Here is a 20,493-nt window from a genome sequence, read left to right on the forward strand (position 1 = left end):
TGTCTACAGAGTAAAAGGTACTTTCTGATCTTTCCGGAAAACACTTGATTCGAATGTAGCGATCAAGTCTCCGTTCTGGTTAGTAACATCTACTTGATAGCAGCCGGTGCTTCGGCCGATATACCGTTCGCGTGCCTCGGCATAGAGAGTGTCGCCCGGACCGCTGGCACGCAGAAAAGTGATTGAGGATGAAAGAGAGAAAGCGAGTGTTCCGTGCGAATTGGCAGCTGCGGCGAGTGCCAGATCTGCCAGCGTGAAAATCGCTCCTCCTTGTGTCCGCGCTCCGGCATTAAGATGTTCGGGTTTTATTTCCAGTTTGGCTTTACTGTATCCTTCGCGTACTTCAAGCAATACTACGCCTGCATTTTCGGCGAACAGGTCCTTTTTAAAAAACTCTTGTGGGGTCATAATGATTAATTTTGAATTACTAATTTGAAACGTTGAATGATAAGTTATGAGAGCCGAATTAGCCTATAATTTAAAATTCAAGATTCTTCCGCAAATGTAATAAATATATTCCCATATATGGCTGTCGGATACTTACGTTTTTAGGGGGTTATTATTCTTCATCAATCTCGAATACCTTATGACTAGTATGGTGTTTGCATTCGTATCATCTAATAAAAATGCTATATGGAGTATCCTGATAAAAGAAAGAGGAGATAAGCTTCTATGTTTAATCAAGTGCTTGTCTCCTCCTTTTTTAATTTTCTTTTACCATTCAATAGCTTGATCCTCATCCGGTATCAACGGGTTGATCTGGCGTTCCATTGTCATAGAACCTTTTACTTCGTAAGTTATCGGATAATCCGGATTGGAAGTGACATCCGTGTACTTATAACTCAGTTCCAGTGTGGTAAGGTGGCGTTCCATATATTTGATGGTCTCGTGCTGAATGATTCGTTTTTCATATTTGCATTCTCCCAATGGTCGGATATTGATTCCCGGTTCGCCTTCGTCACCGTACAACTTCAACTTTCCTTTAATAGTACCTTCCTCGTCCTCCGTTCCTTCTTCAAACTCGACAAATACTTTATACCTGGAGCGGTTTTCATCTTCCACCCACGTTGAACCGGCATAGAAGAAAATGGTATTTTCGTCCACTACGCGGGCTAAGCGCGTATCTACCTTAGCGGGATCGGTTGTCGTTCCTTCGATGTAGATGTTCATCAGCGTGGTGTTATACGTTCCGGAGTAGTCATTGAACAGATTGACTCCCAGCAGCGCTTTATAACGTCCCTTATATTTGTTTTGAACATAAGAAGGGTCTTCTTCAATAGTCAGCGGAAGTACGTATTTCTCATCCAGTTCCAACCCGTTAAAGTTGAAATGGATGGGGTAGAGCTGTATATTCTTTCCCGCAGGAATATGGCAAATGTTTGATTCAAAAGAATAATGCTGTTCTGCAAGGGGGACATACCAGAGGTCCTGACGACCTACGGGGAATTTTTCCTGGTTAAGTATTCGGAGCGTATCCTCATCCACGGCTATTTTTGCATCGATATTCCGACTGTTGCTTTTCGAGCCGCTGACAATGACCGGCAACTGGTATATTCCTGTTCCATCCGGCTGATAGCGTACATAAATTTCACTCAAGCCGTTGTCACCTAAAGGTGCCTTGAAAGAAAGCATCTGTGTGTAAAGTTCATCTTTCCACTCGTCATTGCATGCACTGAATGTTGCATACATCCCCAGTATCATTCCTAAAATATATAATTTTCTCATATTGATCTTTTGGTTTATAATGTTAACACTAATCATAATTCTGCCATCCGGGAGCTTGTGAGAGATTATTGTTGCGTTTCAGCTCATCGAAGCTGATAGGCCAGAAGTACTGTTTGCGTGAGAAAGAAGTCTGTAGTTCGGCCACTCTGACTGGCAGATAAAACATGTCCTTGTATTCTTCGTTCATCAGTGTATTGCAACCGTAGATTTGTTCTCCTTCATGTTCTTCGACAATTTTCCAACGACGCAGGTCATAGTAGCGTTGGGTTTCTGCAAAGAATTCGATCTGCCGTTCATGAACTATTTTTTCAAAGAATTTTTTCGTGTTTTCATATACTTCATCGCTATAGTCGGGGACTCCGGCACGCATACGGACAGGCTTAACTCCACGTCGCATCTGTTCTTTGTCACGGAAGATGTCGTAAGTCTGGCTTCCGTCCCATGCGGTCACCTGGTAGTGTGTCCCTTCGGAAATATTATTCAGTGCTTCTGCATACATCAGTAATATGTCGGCATAACGAAGTGTAGGTTCCACTTTCTGGTAGATCGAGCCTCCCCATTTGGCGCAATCGTTCGGATTTACATATTTCATGATGCCGATGCCCGTAATGCACCAGTTATCAGATCCATTGATACGACCGTCGGTTGCTCCGCGATAATACCAGATTTGTTTGTTTCGTGAGTCTTTTCCTCCTTCTTCCTTAATGCTCAGTGCGTTCCATTGTGCTCCGTTGAAAGCTACGGAAGCATAGAAGCGAGGCTCACGGTTGGTATATCCCCACCATACGCTATTTTTTACATTGTCGTATTTGTGTTCATCTTTGTTTTCATCGTTTGTGAACTTCCCTTTCCATAATGTGTAGCATTCTTTGTCAAATGATGTACCATCCGCCATAGCGTATGCTTCACTCTGCTTCAGGGTCATTCCGTGTACGTTATATCCTCCAAAAGTTCCGGGCAGTTGATGTTTTACAAAATCTACCATCGTGTTGTCTGTTTTTAAGTCATTGCTGTCACCATTGGTTCCTCGGGTAAAAATAAGTTCCGGATTTTCGGCTGCATAGATATCTCCATTAAAAAGAGACCGATATGATTCAAATGGATCTATATTGGACCATCCTTCCGGAAAAGGCTTGTTACTGTATTCCTCATGATATGGCGGTTCAATAGTGGTTGGATAAGCCTCGTCTGTACTAACCGGGCGCCTTTCAAAAGTATAAAGTTTGTAGAGTCCGCTCGTTTCCGAGTATTCGATCATGTCTCTGGCGGCAGCAGCGGCTTTTGCCCACTTCTCTTCATTGTATTCTTGTGGAATCAACTGTTGGCCGTCCTTGTTGATGAAGTCTGCCATTTCCGTATTTCCGTTTACCAGCGGACTGGCAGCATAAAGGAAAACTTTGGCACGTACAGCCAGCGCGGCTCCTTTAGTCGGGCGGGCAATGTTCAAGTTATCGCGTTTTTCGAACAGTTCGGTAGCTGCAATTTCCAGTTCCGAAGTGATGAATGCCACGCACTCATCATAGGTTTTACGTGGGTAGGCCAGCTCGTCATACGATTTTGTATAGTCGGCTCCTTCCGGTGGTAGGATAGGTATCGGACCGAATTTTCTCAGCAGTAACCAGTAAAAATAGGCACGCAGAAAACGGGCCTGTCCTCTTACGTCCGTCACTTCTTCCGGAGTGAGATCTTCATTCTCGTGCAATTCATTCAGCAGAATGGAGGCTTGATAGATTCCGTCATACGACCATTTCCATGCATTTTGGCCACCAGTGGAGTTTAAATATTCGCCGCGTTTGAATTTGGCAAAACGGTCTCCTCGTTCGTTGAATACTTGGTCGTCTGAGAAATTGAAAGGGCATACGTCACTGTGTCCCACCTCCAGATTATCTCCCTGCAGGCGACTGTAGCAGAATGACAGCCATTGAAGTGTATAGTCTTTGTCCGAGAAAATGCGTTCTGTAGATTGTTGGTCTCTGAAATAGCGATCTACATTTAGGAAATCGGAACAGGAAGTGAGTCCCAAGCCGAGTACCACTGCTCCCAATAAAATGTATTTATTTTTATTCATAACTTTTCTTTTAATGATTGTTTTAGATTCCTACCGTCAGTCCGATGGTCACTGTTCTGGATAACGGATATTGTTGTCCATTGGAACTACCCAGTTCCGGATCCCAAAGCTTAAAGTCGGAGAAGGTCAGCAGATTCGTTCCCATCAGGTAGAGGCGCACACGGTCCAAATGGAGTTTATTGACAAACCGTTTGGGGATGCTGTAACCTAATTCCACATTCTTTAAACGGATGTACGAACCGTTTCGCAGCCAGTAAGTAGAAGCACGATAGTTGTTGCTATTACCTCCATAACTCAGACGCGGGTATTTGGCATTCGGGTCTTCGTTGGTTCCCAGCGACCAGTAGTTACCCACTACATCCGTCAGAATATTGCCCCATGACTTCTCTTGGAATGGATATACGGTGAATCCGTCTATGAAGAAGGATGACTTGCCGGCTCCTTGGAAGTGAACGTTGATATCAAATCCTTTCCATTGTGCAGATACACCGAACCCGTAAATCAGGTTAGGGCGGGTGGTCGCACCAATGGGCACTTCATCATCTCCGTTAATGACTCCGTCACCGTTTACGTCCTTGTATTTGATGTCTCCCGGCATGATGCCTGAACCCTGTGAGGGTCTGTTGCGGATTTCTTCATAATCCTTAAACAATCCTTCGGCTATCAGGCCGCGTGCCTGGTCTACACGGAATCCGTATTTCATCTTATACGGATAGCGGCTGTTCTCTTCGTCATACTCCTTGATTTCATTCTTACTATAGGTCATGTTGGCACGTACTGTAAGATCTACCTCACCTATTCTCTGCTTATAAGCGATATTACCGTCAAAACCTTCGGACAAGACAGATCCCACGTTAGCATAAGGTTTCGTTGTGATGTGATTCAGACCGATGATCTGAGGAAGGTAACTACGTACCATATAAATACCGTTGCGTTGTTCGTGGAAGTAGTCAATGCTGCCACTGAACTTATCATTGAACATAGAGAAGTCAAGTCCGAGGTCATGTTTCTTGGCTACCTCCCAAGTGATGCTGCTTGATGCAATTCTCGAATAGGTCAGTCCGGTATAATAATAATTACTGGTGCCGATATCACCGTAATAATAACCGTCTTCATCCCATGTCCCGAATTTCTCTACGTATGGGAAGCGGGTTCCCACATTGTCGTTACCTACCTTACCATATGAGTAGCGCAGCTTAAACATATTCAGCCATTTGAGATGTTTCTTGATGATTGACTCTTCAGCGATGTTCCATGCTACAGAATAGGCGGGAAAGAATCCAAACTGCTGACCTGAGGCGAAGTTCTCGGAGCCGTTGTAACCGAAATTAAAGTCAAAGAAGTAGCGGTATTTCCATCCGTATGTGAAACGTCCTGCAAACCCCTGATGACGATTCTGAATACTCTGTACAATCTTCTCGTAGCTATCTGTATTGCCGTTGTGAGATGTATTGGTAGTCTTATCCTGAGAATACTTTAAAACGGCTCCTAGCATGTGGTCGCCAAACGTACGGTTATAGTGTAGCTCTGCCTCCAAATATTCCTTCCGTTGTCCACTTGAATACATCGTTCCGTCCATCAGTTTCTGCGTCTCTATTCTTCTGAATTGCAGTTCTCCATCGGAGGTACGCTGCCGTTCTGCTAACCAACTTTCCGGCCATTTGAAACGGTTGTCACCGTTATCTGTATATGTATCGAATCCGAAACGTCCGTAGAATTTTAATCCCTTTGTGATAAATTTCAAATCTTGTTCAAGATTAACCGTAGTCTGTATTTTATTCTTCCATGTTTCCTGATATCCCTGCTGGGTGGTCAGTACCCACGGATTTCTTCGTCCTTCACTACCGACTGCTGCCCATTTCCCGTCACTATACTGTACCGGAGAAGCGATGGGACTGTATCCCATTAGCGAGTGCCATATTTCATGATACTGGCTTCCCGGCAGGTTCTGCTTGTCCAAAGAACCCGATACGCCTACTTTTAGCAGCGTGGATTTTGTCAGGTCTATGTCTACATTCATGCGGTAGTTCCAACGATGGTAGTTGGCATTGGTGTTATAGTCTGTCATAGCACGATCTGTCTCGTACATGCCGCCTTCATTTACATAACTGGCAGAAATGAAATAGCGGGCTACCGTACCACCTCCGGTCAAGTCTACAGTTGCGCGATAAGTGGGGGCACCGTCTTTCAGTATTAAGTTCATCCAGTCCACATTCGGGAAAAGATCCTGATCCAGCCCGTTTGCAAACAGTTCCAAGTCGCTTTCGCTATAGGCCGGAGCCTGACTACGACTAACCAAGGCTTCGTTCATCATGCGGGCATATGTTGGACCGTCCACAAATTCCGGAGTTCTGGTGCGTGTATTATACGAGGTTTCTACTTTGGCATTGACGCGGGTCTTCCCTTCCTTACCGCGTTTAGTCGTGATCAAGACGACGCCATTTGCACCGCGTGAACCGTAAATGGCTGTTGCGGAGGCATCTTTCAACACAGAGAAGTCCTGGATATCTTCTACATTGATCTCATTCATATCACGTTCGAAGCCATCGACCAATACCAATGCACTGCCTCCGGCACCGAAAGTGGAGATACCGCGTATCCAGAACTCAGAGATATTGCTACCCGGCTGTCCGGAAGTCTGGCGGGCGAGTATACCGGCCACATTGCCCGCAAGAGCATTGGTGATGCTTGCCGTCGGAGTACGTAGCTGGGAAACGTCGACTGTGGTAACGGCACCTGTCACAGTTACCTTCTTCTGAGCACCGGTCCCTGTGACAACAACCTCGTCGATGACTGTTTCTTTCGTTTCCGCCATAATGACGTTAATGATTTTTTTGTCTTTGATAAAGATTTCCTGCTTTGTAAAGCCCACATAGGAAAAAATCAAGTAAGAGTAATTGGGAACCTTGATCTTGTAACGTCCGTTTATATCTGTTATCGCACCGAAGCCGGGCATATTTCTTGCTGTAACGTTCACGCCTATTAAAGGTTCGTTCTTTGGATCAGTGACGATTCCCGTCACCTCAATCGTCTCTTGTTCGTTTTGAGCGCAGACTGTAGTTGTCCAGCCTACTATCAATAAAAATAGTAAGATTACATTTCTCATATTTACTTGTGTTTTAAATAGTATTATTCCGTTGTCATATAACGAATCCCTTTATTATCAATATCTCCAATATAGAACATATCTGTATCAGGGTCGTAAGCAAGACCGGCTGGCTGATTGAAACGTGCCTCATGCAACGGATTGCCGTCTACGTATCCCCATATTTTGCCGTCGGCGTTTTCGTTACTTCGTCCGGCTGCAAGAGACGCTACCCCATGAGGATCCAGTTTCCAGATGCAGTGATTTTCTCTGTCACAAAAATAGAAGTCATATTGGTCGTTGTCAGGACCAATTCCTTCGCCGTATTTCTCATTTTTTACGAATACACCGAACTGTGGTTTGTTAAATCGGGCGCTTCCTCCCGTTCCTTCCTTGAAACTTTTATCGTTCATGTTTCCGGCAATGATGCTAGGATTACCGAATGTTTTTGCCACCGGATCATAATCGGCTCTGAACACTGCGCCAAAATTGTCGGAAAGCATATACATGAATTTATTGGACGGGTGCCTGAATAATATCGTATGTGAACCGCCCACTGCCGATATCTGACTCAGGCTAAAGGCAACTTCCGCATTCTCGTCGATATTGGGAATAGCTCCATTGCGTATCATTTTGTAGACTTTTCCCTCCCACCAGGTGGTGTAAAAGATGGTTCCGTCATCCATATACACTAAGCTATATGCTGTCCTGCCATAGTTGTAGGGACGAATTCGTCGAAAGTTCTCGCGACGGAGAGAATAATAGATATTTGCCCGGGTGGTGTTGTCCTGACCGTGATCATCGGTAAACAGCAACGTGTCTCCGTCAGCACTGAATGTGAAAGAGTACATTGTGCTATATCCCGTTCTTGGGAAGAGACGTTTTACAGTCCGTTCTGTCAGGTCTATTAGGTGGAGACCGTCAGAATGGTTTGAAGAAAAAAGTAACCGATTGTCCCCATCCTTGTATTTGGGATCGAACACCATACAGTCATTGGAAGGAATAGAAGCTCCTTCATCGAAAGAACCCTCTTGAAATGCAGAATTATTATCCTCGTCTACCTTACGTAGCAAGGTACCTACGATCGTTGCAGGAGTGTATTTGAATTCCTCTTCAAATGTATGTTCTGCAATAGGTTTGCCATCCGGACCATCTACACGAACATTGATTATTCCATCAAAAGCCTTGGAAGGAACCATGCAATAAATCTTTTTTCCATCGGCTCCGATGGTTTTGGTTTTTTCTCCACCGATCGTAATGTGAATTTTGGTGGGATCATTCCCGAAATTACTGCCTTCAATGTACAGGCGGGTTCGCATACCTCCCTCTTTAGGGCTAAAATCTGTAAATACTACTGGTTGAGATGGGTCATACTGATTAGAGCTGGCTTTATCATCTTTACAACCGATGAAGAATAAACAGCAGACAAATACTGTTATTAGGTGGTTTTTCATAAATATAAATAATAAAATGGTTAAAGTGCGTCCGAACAATAAATATGATTGCTTACAACGTTTGCCTATCTTTCTTATTATAAGCATAATACATATCTAAATCTTTAGGAGTTTTAGGTATCCTTCACCTTGTTGATGTTGGCATGTTGTGCTCATAATATGTTGTAGATTTAAGTACAAATATCTATATATATCTGATTCTCATCAACGAAGAGTTTGACTGAGAAAAGACATGGCAAAGCTAACTAAATAAGTAATTTCTTATTTAATTTGCATAACTTTATGTAAACGTGATGATGATAATTATAATTAACAATCAATTGATTAATTACAAATAAATATAATAAAAATGTAGAAGAGTTAGAATGCCTTTTTCCTTAAAATGACCAGAATATATTATATATTAGTCAGATTATTATAATTACATTAAATAATTAAGCAGGCTTTTGGGGAATATCTGTGCAAATATGCCCTTCAAGAGAGAAATGTACCAAATTTGTCCCTGAATTGGATTATTTGGGACGGTCTATTCTATTTGAAAGTACTACTTTTGCCACCAGATAATTATTAACTTAACAAATAATCCATGTATTATGAAAACAATTCTTAGCGCATTGGGACTTTCGCTTCTGATCTTTACGAGTTGCGGTGGACAAAAAAAGGTTGAAGTCGATTTTATTCAGGACAACATCGACAACGCAGTAGCACAAAACACAATTCAAACAGACATTATCGAGAAATCCGGTAAAATTCTGAATCCAAGAACCATCAATGCAGATGGTAGTATCTCCTATATACCTATTGATGACTGGTGCTCCGGTTTCTTTCCGGGCAGCATGTGGCTGACTTACAATCTGACAGGGGATAAAAAGTGGTTGCCTTTGGCAGAAAAATACACAGAAGCCCTCGATTCTGTGAAATATCTGAAGTGGCATCACGATGTCGGCTTTATGATCGGGTGCAGTTATCTTAACGGTTACCGTTTTGCAGATAAAAAAGAATATAAAGATGTGATTGTAGAAGCCGCAAAATCATTGTCTACCCGTTTCCGTCCGGGAGCAGGCGTTATCCAGTCATGGGATGCCGATAAAGGCTGGCAGGGAACACGCGGATGGAAATGTCCGGTGATTATCGATAATATGATGAATCTGGAATTGCTGTTTGAAGCTACGGCTTTTTCCGGTGACTCTACCTTTTACAATATAGCAGTGAAACATGCGGATACAACGATGGCTCACCACTTCCGTCCGGACAACAGTTGCTATCATGTGGTAGACTACGATCCCGAAACAGGAGAAGTGCGTAAGAGACAAACAGCACAAGGATATGCGGACGAATCATCATGGGCTCGCGGACAGGCTTGGGCATTATACGGTTATACCACTTGCTATCGCTATACAAAAGACAAGAAGTATCTCGATCAGGCACAGAAGGTGTATAACTTCATCTTTACCAATAAGAACCTGCCGGAAGACCTCGTTCCTTACTGGGATTACGATGCTCCGAACATTCCGAACGAACCTCGTGACGCTTCTGCAGCCGCATGTACGGCTTCTGCTCTGTACGAACTCGACGGTTATCTGCCGGGCAATCACTATAAGGAAACTGCTGATAAGATTATGGAAAGCCTCGGCTCACCGGCTTATCGTGCGAAAGTGGGTACGAATGGAAACTTTATATTGATGCACTCTGTAGGCAGTATCCCTCACGGCCAGGAAATAGATGTGCCTTTGAACTACGCTGACTATTACTTCCTGGAAGGATTGATGCGCAAAAGAGACCTGGAAAAGAAGTAAGAACTGCCTTGCTTGTACTTTAGCCGGATATGTGCATATATTAGTCTCTTCCGGTACATTAACTGTTATTCTTTATATCATGATAAACAAATCAGTAAACTTATTGATGGGAGGCTTGACCCTCTTTGCAGCGCAAGGCTGTAAAGCCCCCAAACAGGTGGCAGAGCAAGCGGAACATCCAAACATCATCTATGTATTTCCTGATCAGTATCGCAATCAGGCAATGGGCTTTTGGAACCAGGAAGGTTTCAGAGATAAAGTAAACTTCCGGGGAGACCCCGTGCATACTCCTAACATAGATACTTTCGCACGTGAATCTATGGTGCTGACTTCCGCTCAAAGCAACTGTCCGCTGAGCAGCCCTCATCGTGGAATGTTGCTGACCGGTATGTATCCGAATCGCAGTGGTGTACCTTTGAACTGTAACTCTACACGTCCTATCAGCTCTTTGCGTGACGATGCGGAGTGCATAGGCGACGTATTCAGCAAGGCCGGTTATGATTGTGCTTATTTCGGTAAACTTCACGCTGACTTCCCGACCCCGAATGATCCGGAGAATCCGGGACAATATGTAGAAACACAGCGTCCGGTGTGGGACGCTTATACGCCGAAAGAGCAGCGCCATGGTTTCAACTATTGGTATTCGTACGGCACGTTTGACGAACATAAGAACCCGCATTATTGGGATACGGACGGCAAGAGGCATGATCCGAAAGAATGGTCACCGCTCCATGAGTCGGGCAAAGTTGTTTCTTATCTCAAGAATGAAGGAAACGTGCGTGATACGAAGAAGCCATTCTTCATCATGGTGGGAATGAACCCGCCGCATAGCCCATACCGTTCGCTGAACGATTGTGAAGAACAGGACTTCAATCTTTATAAAGATCAACCGCTGGACAGTCTGCTGATTCGCCCAAACGTAGATCTGAATATGAAAAAAGCGGAATCCGTCCGTTACTACTTTGCTTCTGTGACCGGAGTAGACCGTGCTTTCGGACAGATTTTGGAAGCACTGAAACAATTGGGATTGGATAAAAATACAGTAGTCATCTTTGCTTCCGACCATGGCGAAACAATGTGCAGCCAGCGAACGGACGACCCTAAGAACTCTCCCTATTCCGAATCTATGAATATTCCGTTCCTGGTTCGTTTCCCCGGTAAGATTCAGCCCCGGGTAGATGATTTGTTGCTTTCTGCTCCCGACATTATGCCTACCGTACTCGGCTTGTGCGGTCTGGGGGATTCGATTCCTTCCGAGGTGCAGGGACGCAACTTCGCACCTCTTTTCTTCGATGAAAAGGCGGAAATTGTTCGTCCGGCAGGTGCGTTGTATATTCAGAATCTGGATGGAGAGAAAGATAAGGATGGATTGGTGCAATCTTATTTCCCCTCTTCGCGCGGCATTAAGACGGCTCGCTATACATTGGCTCTGTATATCGACCGGAAGACGAAACAGCTAAAGAAAAGTCTGCTGTTTGATGACGTAAACGACCCTTATCAGCTGAATAATCTGCCTTTGGATGAAAATAAGGAAGTTGTGGAGCAACTTTATCGTGAAATGGGAACAATGCTGAAAGAAATCGACGATCCGTGGTATACGGAAAAGATTCTTTCGGACCGTATACCTTACTGATACCGTATACTAATACGGTTTGTATGACACCCGGGTCTCATACATACCGACACCCGGATCTCATACATGCTGACACCCGGGTGTCGTGCATCCTGACACCCGGGTGTGGTAAGAACTGCCTTTAAACAATTAATGATCATGAAAGCTGTTTGTTTTATATTTCTGTTCTTGTTTTGTTCTTTGTCCTCTTATGCGCAGGTCATAGGGTTTGAAGAAAAGGTTCCCGAGACGTTCAAAGTTTCGGGGAAAGGTGAAGTGAAACTTTCTTCTCTTTTCTATAAAGAGGGAGAAAGCAGTCTGGAATGGGATTTCCAACCTGCCTCGACACTGGACGTTCAGATAGAACCTTTATCGCTGAATGCCAAAAAGGAACAGCAATTTGGTATTACCCTGTGGATATATAACGAGAAACCCCAACAGGACTCTATCCGTTTTGAGTTTCTAAATAAGGCGGGTGAAGTCTCTTATTGGTTCACGTATCATCTGCAAGCGGCAGGCTGGCGGGCTTGCTGGATATCTTTCGCCTACATGAACGGTGATAAGAAAGATAAAAATATTGTTTCTTATCGTCTGGTTGCTCCCGACCGTAAAGGGCGCATCTTTCTGGATCGCCTGACCTTTCCGGAAAAGAAGATGAACCTGCGCACGACACCGGACCAACAACTGCCAGCTAACAACGGTCTTTCCAATCGTGACCTCTGGCATTGGTGTCTTGTATGGAAGTGGGAACAGCAGTCTTATGATGTCCCCTTGCTTTCTAAACTGACAACTCGGCAAAAGAAGGACTTGAAAACAATCGAACAACGCCTGACTGAATTTCTCGATGTGAAGAAAGCTCCCCAAGGACAGATCAACGCTGCAAGGAAGACTTTTGAAAGAGCTGCCATTGCTCCCTCCGCAGCCGGAACCGGCTTTACCGGAACTCCTGTTGTAGCACCGGACGAGCAAGACAAGAAGAAAGGGGAGATGTCATGGAATGATATCGAAACGATGCTTGCCGGTTTTGCATACGATGCCTTCTACAATCAGAATGAGACATCGAAGAAGAACTATTTTACCGTATTCGACTATGCAATGGATCAGGGATTCGCTTTTGGCAGCGGCATGGGGACGAACCATCATTACGGCTATCAGGTACGTAAAATATATACTACCGCCTGGCTCATGCGGGACGCGATTTATAAACATCCTCACCGGGATGCCTATCTATCCACTTTACGTTTCTGGGCTGCTTTACAGGAGACCCGTCAACCGTGTCCGCCGGAGCGGGATGAATTACTGGATTCATGGCATACGCTCTTGATGGCAAAGTTTATCTCCGCCATGATGTTCCCCGATGCAAGGGAACAGGAACAGGCTTTGAATGGTTTGTCGCGCTGGTTGTCTTCATCGCTGAATTATACTCCGGGCACTCTCGGCGGTATCAAAGTAGATGGAACGACCTTTCATCACGGAGGTTTCTATCCCGGCTATACAACCGGAGTACTGGCTACCATCGGCCAATTTATCGCTCTCACCAACGGGACTGGATTTGAACTGACGGAAGAGGCACGTCAACATATCAAGTCTGCCTTTCTCGCCATGCGCAATTATTGTAACCTTTACGAATGGGGGACAGGCATTAGCGGTCGCCATCCTTTTGGCGGAAAGATGGGAAGCGATGATATAGAAGCATTTGCCAATATTGCATTGTCAGGAGACTTGTCCGGTCAGGGAAATACATTCGATCATGGACTGGCCGCCGATTATTTGCGTCTGATACGTGATCGGAATACAAGGAATGCACATTTCTTCAGGAAAGAAGGTATTCAGCCTGCACAGGCTCCCCACGGCTTTTTTGTTTATAACTATGGATCGGCAGGTATTTTCCGCCGTGCAGACTGGATGGTGACACTGAAAGGATATACCACAGATGTATGGGGTGCTGAAATCTATGCGAAAGATAATCGTTACGGACGTTATCAAAGCTACGGATCGGTACAGATTATGGGAAAAGGAAATCCCGTCTCCCGTGCCGGAAGTGGTTTTGTACAGGAAGGATGGGACTGGAACCGTCTGCCCGGTACGACTACCATTCATCTTCCTTTTGAACTCTTGGACAGTCCCCTGAAAGGTACGACGATGGCACGGTCTACGGAAAACTTTTCCGGAAGCAGCTCTTTAGGCGGCATGAACGGAATGTTTGCAATGAAACTGACGGAACGTGATTATGAGAACTTTACTCCTGACTTTGTAGCCCGTAAGTCCGTCTTCTGTTTTGATAACCGGATGGTCTGCCTCGGAACAGGCATCACGAACAGCAATGCTGACTATCCTACGGAGACCACTCTCTTCCAAACGAAATTTAACGGCAAAGAGCAGAAGACAGGTAAGGATAACTATTGGCTGCACGACGGCTATGATAACTATTATCATGTAGTTGACGGAACCCTTCGTTCACAGATAGCCGAACAGGAGTCGCGTCATGAGAAAACCCGCGAAAAGACTAAAGGAACATTCTCTTCTGCCTGGATTGAACATGGCAACGCCCCGAAGAATGCTACTTATGAATATATGGTACTGATTCAGCCTTCAGCTTCGGATTTGGATGAACTGAAGAAAACGCCTGCATACGAAGTATGGCAACGTGATCAGACTGCGCATATTGTCTATGACAGGAAAACGGGTATAACCGGATATGCTGCTTTTGAAGATTACCGGTCTGCTGACGATAAGCTGGTGGTTGCTTCCATTCCTGCGGAAACGATGGTCATGTATGCGGCAGAGGGAGAAACAGCGATTCGTCTCAGCGTCTGTGACCCGAACTTGAATATTGCGGAAAAGACGTATACGACAAAAGAACCGAGCCGCCCTGTTCATAAAATAATAGAGCTGGAAGGCCGCTGGAGTTTGTCGGAGACACCGGCGAATGTAATGCTTGAATATAAAGGTGACCATACGATACTGGATGTAACTTGTCAGCATGGACAACCGGTGGAAATGATTCTTGAAAATAAATGAAGAGAGAATTTAAATAGGTATTGATGTTTGTGTTTCATTCCTTGAAAGAGGGTCGGTTCAGCGAAGAATCGACCCTCAGTTTTATATGCGATTAATGAGACAGCTTGTTATGGAGAACTTGAATTATTTGTTTAATCTCCATTCAAAACCATCCTTCGTATCTTTCACCTCAAATCCGAGTGCAGTCAATGTATTACGGATTTCGTCGGAAGTAGCCCAGTCTTTGTTGGCTTTTGCTTTCATGCGTTGTTCAAGAAGCATATCAACGACTTTGCCATAAGCGGCTTCGCGACCGTCCGAAGACCCTTTCTCTTCTTTCAGCCCCATGATGTCGAAGCAGAACAGGTGGAAAGTTTCTTTCAGGTCTTTCAGATCTTCTGCGGAGATCGTTGCATTTCCTGCGTTGATATTATTGATGATGCGGGCACCTTCGAAAAGCTGTGCGATGACAATAGGAGTATTCAAGTCGTCATTCATAGCTTCGTAGCATTTAGCACGCAGCTCTTTCACGTTGATACCTTCCGAAGTTGTTGCGGCCGGAGTGATCTTGTCGAGTCCTTCGATTGCTTCTATCAAACGTTGCAGCCCTTTTTCCGAAGCTTGCAATGCTTCGTTACTGAAGTCTACAGTGCTGCGATAGTGAGCTTGCAGGATGAAGAAACGGATGGTCATTGGAGTGTAGGCTTGTGCCAGCAACTTGTGAGTACCGTTGAAGAATTCATCCAGCGTGATGAAGTTGCCGAGTGATTTACCCATCTTCGTACCGTTGATGGTAATCATGTTGTTGTGCATCCAGTAGTGAACCATGTCATCGCCTTGCGAAGCTACCGACTGTGCGATCTCACATTCATGATGCGGGAAGATCAGGTCCATTCCTCCTCCGTGAATATCGAAGTGCTCGCCCAGATACTTGCGTCCCATGGCGGTACATTCGGCATGCCATCCGGGGAAACCGTCGCTCCATGGCGAAGGCCAGCGCATAATGTGTTCCGGCTGCGCTTTTTTCCAGAGGGCGAAGTCGGCGGGATTACGTTTTTCGCTTTGTCCGTCGAGGTCGCGGGTGGTATTCAGTACGTCGTCGAGGTTGCGGCCGGAGAGTTTGCCGTAATGATAGTCCTTATTATATTTGGCTACGTCAAAGTAGACGGAACCTTCGCTTTCGTAAGCGTATCCGGCGTCCAGAATCTTCTGTACGAGCTGGATTTGTTCGATAATGTGACCCGAAGCGTGCGGCTCGATGCTGGGAGAAAGTACATTCAGTGCTTCCATTGCCTTATGATAGCGGTTCAGGTAATACTGAACGACTTCCATAGGTTCCAATTCTTCGAGACGGGCTTTCTTGGCTATTTTGTCTTCTCCTTCGTCAGCATCATGCTCCAGATGACCGACATCGGTAATATTGCGTACATAGCGTACTTTATATCCTAAATGAGTCAGATAACGGAAGAGTACGTCAAATGTGATGGCGGGACGGGCATGTCCCAAGTGAGCATCACCGTATACTGTCGGTCCGCATACATACATGCCTACATGCGGTGCGTGAAGCGGTATGAACAATTCTTTCTTTCTATCTAACGTGTTGTAAATGGTAAGTTGATGTTCCATAACATTTTATATTTGTTCTATTGGAAGTGCAAAGTTAGAATAAATAATTGATTTCAACTTAACTTGCAAGGGATTTTGTCTGATCTGCTGAAGGAAGAATGCCTTATGGGACGTTGAAGATTCTCTCTATCGCTTCCGCAACCCCATCTTCGTCATTAGTCAGTGTAATGTAGTTGGCAGCCTTCTTCACAGGCTCCTGCGCGTTCCCCATTGCTACGCCCATACCAGCAAATTTGATCATCGACAGGTCATTGTAGCCATCGCCTATAGCTATCACTTCCTCGCGTGTCATTCCTATATTTTCCAACAGGACGCTGAGGGATAAAGCCTTGTCGATACCTTGCGGAACCAACTCCAGGAAATAAGGTTCCGAACGGAAGACATTGATCTTTCCTTGCAGGCGGATACAAAGCTCGGATTCTACAGGAATTAGCTTGCCGGCATCTCCGACGATGAGGCACTTGGCTACTGGGAGGGTGATGTCAGTCAGGAAGTCGTTTGTTTCCCGTATCGCCATTTTATTGAGGAAGGCTTCTTTTTGTACGTATGGATCCAACGAGTTTTCGGTCACTATTTCTGCTCCGTCGTAAGTCAGTATGCTTAGATGATTGGTGCGGGCACATTCGTAGAGTACCGGAACGACTTCATTGGGCAGTACATTCTCGTACATCATTTCTTTGCTTTCCCAGTTGATGATCTCTCCACCGTTATAGGACAGGATAAATCCGCCGAACTCATTCATGCGTAACTCGTTGGCGAGCGGTACGATGCCGTAAGTCGGTCGCCCTGATGCAAGGACCAGACGGATACCTTGTTCTTGTATGCGTATCAGCGTTTCCCGGTTGCGGGAAGAGATTTCTTTTTTAGAATTGGTGAGTGTGCCGTCGAGGTCGAGCACTATGAGTTTGTATTTCATGTCGCATTGTTTTGGGTTGCAAAGATAGGAGAAAATGGATGACTACAAAGTGCGTGGTAATTAAAATATGCTTAGATTATGCACTTTTATGGTGCAATAGTGAGATGTTTGATTGTTATTTCAGCAAATCCGCCCACTGCTCATTGCTCAGTGCAGGCAGTGCCTCACTATCCGTAATAAATGTTTCTGCCAGCCTCCTCTTGTCCTCCTGTAGTTGGAGAATCTTTTCTTCGATACTATTCTGAGTGATAAAACGATAGGCGATAACCTGTTTATCCTGACCGATACGATGTGCACGGGCGATGGCTTGTGACTCGGCAGCAGGATTCCACCAAGGATCGATGATAAATACATAATCGGCTTGTGTAAGGTTAAGACCGACTCCTCCTGCTTTCAAAGAAATAAGGAATGCCTGCACATCCTTTTGCTCGGTGAAATGGGCGATTTCGGAAGGTCGGTTGTTGGTGGAACCGGTCAGCAGAGCATACTTCCAGCCCCGTTGGCGGAATACCTCGGCAAGTATCTCCAGATGCCGGACAAAGGAAGAAAAGATAAGTACCTTATGTCCTTCACTTCTTAGGGTGTCAAAGGTATCGATGATTTGTTCCGTTTTTCCCGATACCCCATCGAAGTCGGGAAAGATAAGCTGCGGATGGCAAGCCAGTTGACGGAGACGCAGGATACCGTTCAGGATGCTGAACATATGGTATCTGTCTCTGTTTTCGGGTTGCTGGAGTAATATGTTGCGGAGGCTGTTTTTCTCCTGTTCGTAGCTCTCACCCTGCTTTTCGGACATGGTGCAATAGATCGTTTCTTCGGTAAGCGGGGGAAGTTCCGGCGCTACCTCGCTCTTGCTTCTGCGAAGGATAAACGGAGCGATGATCTGTTGCAGCCTTTTCTCCATACGGACGTTTCCTTGCCGGATCGGAATGATAAATTGCTTATGAAAAGCGTTTTCTTCTCCTAATAGGTCCGGTTGCAGGAAACGGAACTGTGCCCACAAATCTTTGAGAGAGTTCTCGATAGGCGTACCGGTAAGTGCAATCCGGTGCTTGCCTTGCAACTGGATGACCGAACGGAAAGTAAGGGAATCATTGTTCTTGATATTCTGACTCTCATCAAGTACGATGTATTCGAATGTGTAGGAGCGGAGAATATCAATGTTATTCCTCATCATCCCATAAGTCGTGAATATCAGATGGAAATGATTGAAGAACTTCTCCGAATGTCCTTTGGGAAACGCGGTGTTGCTGTTATATTCCGCTATCGCAAGAGTCGTGAAGCGTTTAGCCTCTCTTCGCCAGTTGTGGAGCAGGGAAGTGGGGACAACGATCAAAGTGGCAGGCTTACGGGAGTTCTTTCCGTGTTCCTGTCTGTGACCATCTTCTTTCGGTTTATTTTTCTCTCTGATTTCCCGTGTGTCCGGCAGCAGTTCATCTTCGGAGGAAAACGAGAATAAGGAGAATTGTCCTTCGGCATCTGCTATCTGCTCTCTGGCGGGAGGATTACCGGCAGTACATTCCTTGTCCGGCTGATTGTCGGAAGCTGTACTTTCTGTAAATACGGGCTTTATAGGAGCAGTGACCGCATCGGGAGAAAGCGGTTTGTATATATATTGCAGTAGCGTCAGGGTCTGAAGTGTCTTTCCAAGTCCCATATCATCTGCCAGGCAGCCGCCGAATCCTTGCTTGTTCAGCTGTACCATCCATGAGAATCCTTTCTGCTGATAGGGTCGTAGTTTCGCATTCAGTCCTTGGGGAACAGGAATATTACGTATCTCTCTCTTGAAAAGCAGGTTTTTAGGCCCGTTTTCTTCTAAAGCTGATTGTACGGCACCGACAAAGGTCGGTTTCAGACGAATCCCCGTCTCCGTTTGAGTGCCCAGTTCCAACAGGTTACCGTATTTGCTGAACCATTCTTCCGGTAAAAGAATCATGCGCCCGTCCGGTAACAGAAATTCTCTTTTCTCTTCAAGGATGTGCTTGCGGAAGCGTGAGAAAGGGATTCGCAGATTGCCGATGACTACTGTGATATGCAGTTCAAACCAGTCGGGTTCGTCATCACAACTCTGTTCGATGCGGATTTCGTCCAGACAGTAAGGGGTATTCCCCATGTTTCCTGTCAGCAGAAAAGACTGTTGGAGCATCTCCCGATATGTACTGATCCATTCGGTAATTGTCTTTTCGGGCGCATCGGGCGACAGCTTGAAATGAACGTCGCTGACTCGTTGCAAGCCGGAATCCGTTAACATCCGGAGCTTCTCTTCTTCGGCATCGCTATCCCGACGGAAAAAGAATATCTCGCCGAAATCGTTCCGGTAAATGATCTTCTTCATCTCGGTCACGGTGTCGGGAGTAAATGACTGGTCTCCATAACGGAAGCTAAGCCGCAACATCTGTTCATCGTAAATGGTATCTTCAAGAGACAGGACAGCTTCGCAGGCATAGGTCTCTTCAATGATATTCAATCCCTGAGTCGTAATTTCATGATAGCGTGCTATCGGAATGACGATGTTATCGATGTATTTCTCGATTTGGGAAGCAGGGACGCTGATTTTCTTTTTCTTGGTAAAGGGCAGAATGCGTACGCTCTCAATATGCGGAAAGAAGTACAGCTCCATTCCCAGTAAGAGGGCGGACGGTGAGGAGGTCAGCACGATAACAGGCTTTTGCTCACTTAATGAGAGCGGCTGCCCGTCATAATAGCATTGTAGCTGGTAGCGGAAATTGGTCTCATCGGCAAGAAACGTAAAACGAATTTCCACGTCATGAGGATGCACATGATAGGCATGATGCGCATATAGCAGTTTGCTTCCGACCTGTTTCTGATACAGAGGAAGATTATGATGGCGTATCAATGTCAGCATCTCCTGCAACTTTTTCTCGATGAATGGGCGGATATTGTTCTTTACCCGTTCCGGATCTTCGGATAATTTACGCAGAAAACGGGATACTGTTTTCTCGCGCGAATAGATCCCCATCAGATATTTCTCTGTATAATGTGAGGCGATGTCGATAGCTTGTTGCTCGGCCTCGTTCATTCGGCTGATTGCTTCGGGTGAAGCGTGAAAAGCCTGTTCAATGAGTTGGTATGTACCGTCGTCAGATTTCTCTGCCATATAAGGAATCAGTAGTGTGCCGAACGTCAGATGTTCGGTTAAAACGATGATAACTTGTCCGGTATTTGCTTTCTCTTCCATTCTCTTTAGGCT

11 protein-coding genes are annotated in these 20,493 nt (G+C 45.3%); 3 read left to right on the forward strand and 8 right to left on the reverse strand.

Annotated features, from left to right (window positions below; translation table 11 throughout):
- Window positions 1-3 precede the first annotated feature (3 nt).
- From ACHLI0_RS14730 to ACHLI0_RS14750, 5 genes are all read right to left on the reverse strand, one after another.
- Complete coding sequence (locus tag ACHLI0_RS14730) at window positions 4-408, reverse strand: PaaI family thioesterase (protein ID WP_008762944.1); 405 nt, start codon at window positions 406-408, stop codon at window positions 4-6.
- A 306-nt stretch (window positions 409-714) separates the two neighbouring features.
- Window positions 715-1,725 carry a DUF4973 domain-containing protein gene (locus tag ACHLI0_RS14735; RefSeq protein ID WP_414202564.1) on the reverse strand — a complete coding sequence of 337 codons (1,011 nt, stop codon included), beginning with the start codon at window positions 1,723-1,725 and terminating at the stop codon, window positions 715-717.
- Window positions 1,726-1,753: 28 nt separating this feature from the next.
- The gene (locus tag ACHLI0_RS14740; protein ID WP_414202563.1) at window positions 1,754-3,793 is read right to left on the reverse strand and encodes a RagB/SusD family nutrient uptake outer membrane protein; all 2,040 of its coding nucleotides are present in this window, start codon (window positions 3,791-3,793) and stop codon (window positions 1,754-1,756) included.
- A gap of 22 nt (window positions 3,794-3,815) precedes the next feature.
- A complete protein-coding gene (locus ACHLI0_RS14745; RefSeq protein WP_414202561.1) occupies window positions 3,816-6,899 on the reverse strand; it encodes a SusC/RagA family TonB-linked outer membrane protein in 3,084 nt (1,027 codons plus the stop codon).
- A gap of 23 nt (window positions 6,900-6,922) precedes the next feature.
- Window positions 6,923-8,332, reverse strand: a complete 1,410-nt coding sequence (locus tag ACHLI0_RS14750) for an IPT/TIG domain-containing protein (protein ID WP_195380626.1) — start codon at window positions 8,330-8,332, stop codon at window positions 6,923-6,925.
- A 593-nt stretch (window positions 8,333-8,925) separates the two neighbouring features.
- Here ACHLI0_RS14750 and ACHLI0_RS14755 point away from each other — a divergent pair.
- The 3 genes from ACHLI0_RS14755 to ACHLI0_RS14765 all read left to right on the forward strand — a co-directional run bounded on the left by ACHLI0_RS14755 (window position 8,926) and on the right by ACHLI0_RS14765 (window position 14,761).
- Window positions 8,926-10,128 (forward strand): glycoside hydrolase family 88 protein, encoded by a 1,203-nt coding sequence (locus tag ACHLI0_RS14755; protein ID WP_016269279.1) that lies wholly within the window; start codon window positions 8,926-8,928, stop codon window positions 10,126-10,128.
- Window positions 10,129-10,210: 82 nt separating this feature from the next.
- Window positions 10,211-11,761 (forward strand): sulfatase family protein, encoded by a 1,551-nt coding sequence (locus ACHLI0_RS14760; RefSeq protein WP_032841405.1) that lies wholly within the window; start codon window positions 10,211-10,213, stop codon window positions 11,759-11,761.
- Between the two features lie 138 nt (window positions 11,762-11,899).
- Complete coding sequence (locus tag ACHLI0_RS14765; protein ID WP_414202560.1) at window positions 11,900-14,761, forward strand: chondroitinase family polysaccharide lyase; 2,862 nt, start codon at window positions 11,900-11,902, stop codon at window positions 14,759-14,761.
- Window positions 14,762-14,884: 123 nt separating this feature from the next.
- Here ACHLI0_RS14765 and cysS read toward each other — a convergent pair whose 3' ends face one another.
- From cysS to ACHLI0_RS14780, 3 genes are all read right to left on the reverse strand, one after another.
- Complete coding sequence (cysS, locus tag ACHLI0_RS14770) at window positions 14,885-16,366, reverse strand: cysteine--tRNA ligase (protein ID WP_414202559.1); 1,482 nt, start codon at window positions 16,364-16,366, stop codon at window positions 14,885-14,887.
- 103 nt (window positions 16,367-16,469) lie between these two features.
- On the reverse strand, window positions 16,470-17,282 hold the full coding sequence (locus ACHLI0_RS14775; protein ID WP_414202558.1) for a Cof-type HAD-IIB family hydrolase: 813 nt from the start codon (window positions 17,280-17,282) through the stop codon (window positions 16,470-16,472).
- Between the two features lie 115 nt (window positions 17,283-17,397).
- On the reverse strand, window positions 17,398-20,481 hold the full coding sequence (locus ACHLI0_RS14780) for a DEAD/DEAH box helicase (protein ID WP_490749498.1): 3,084 nt from the start codon (window positions 20,479-20,481) through the stop codon (window positions 17,398-17,400).
- Between the last annotated feature and the right edge of the window lie 12 nt (window positions 20,482-20,493).

The sequence above is a fragment of the Bacteroides sp. RCH18 genome (assembly GCF_058231005.1).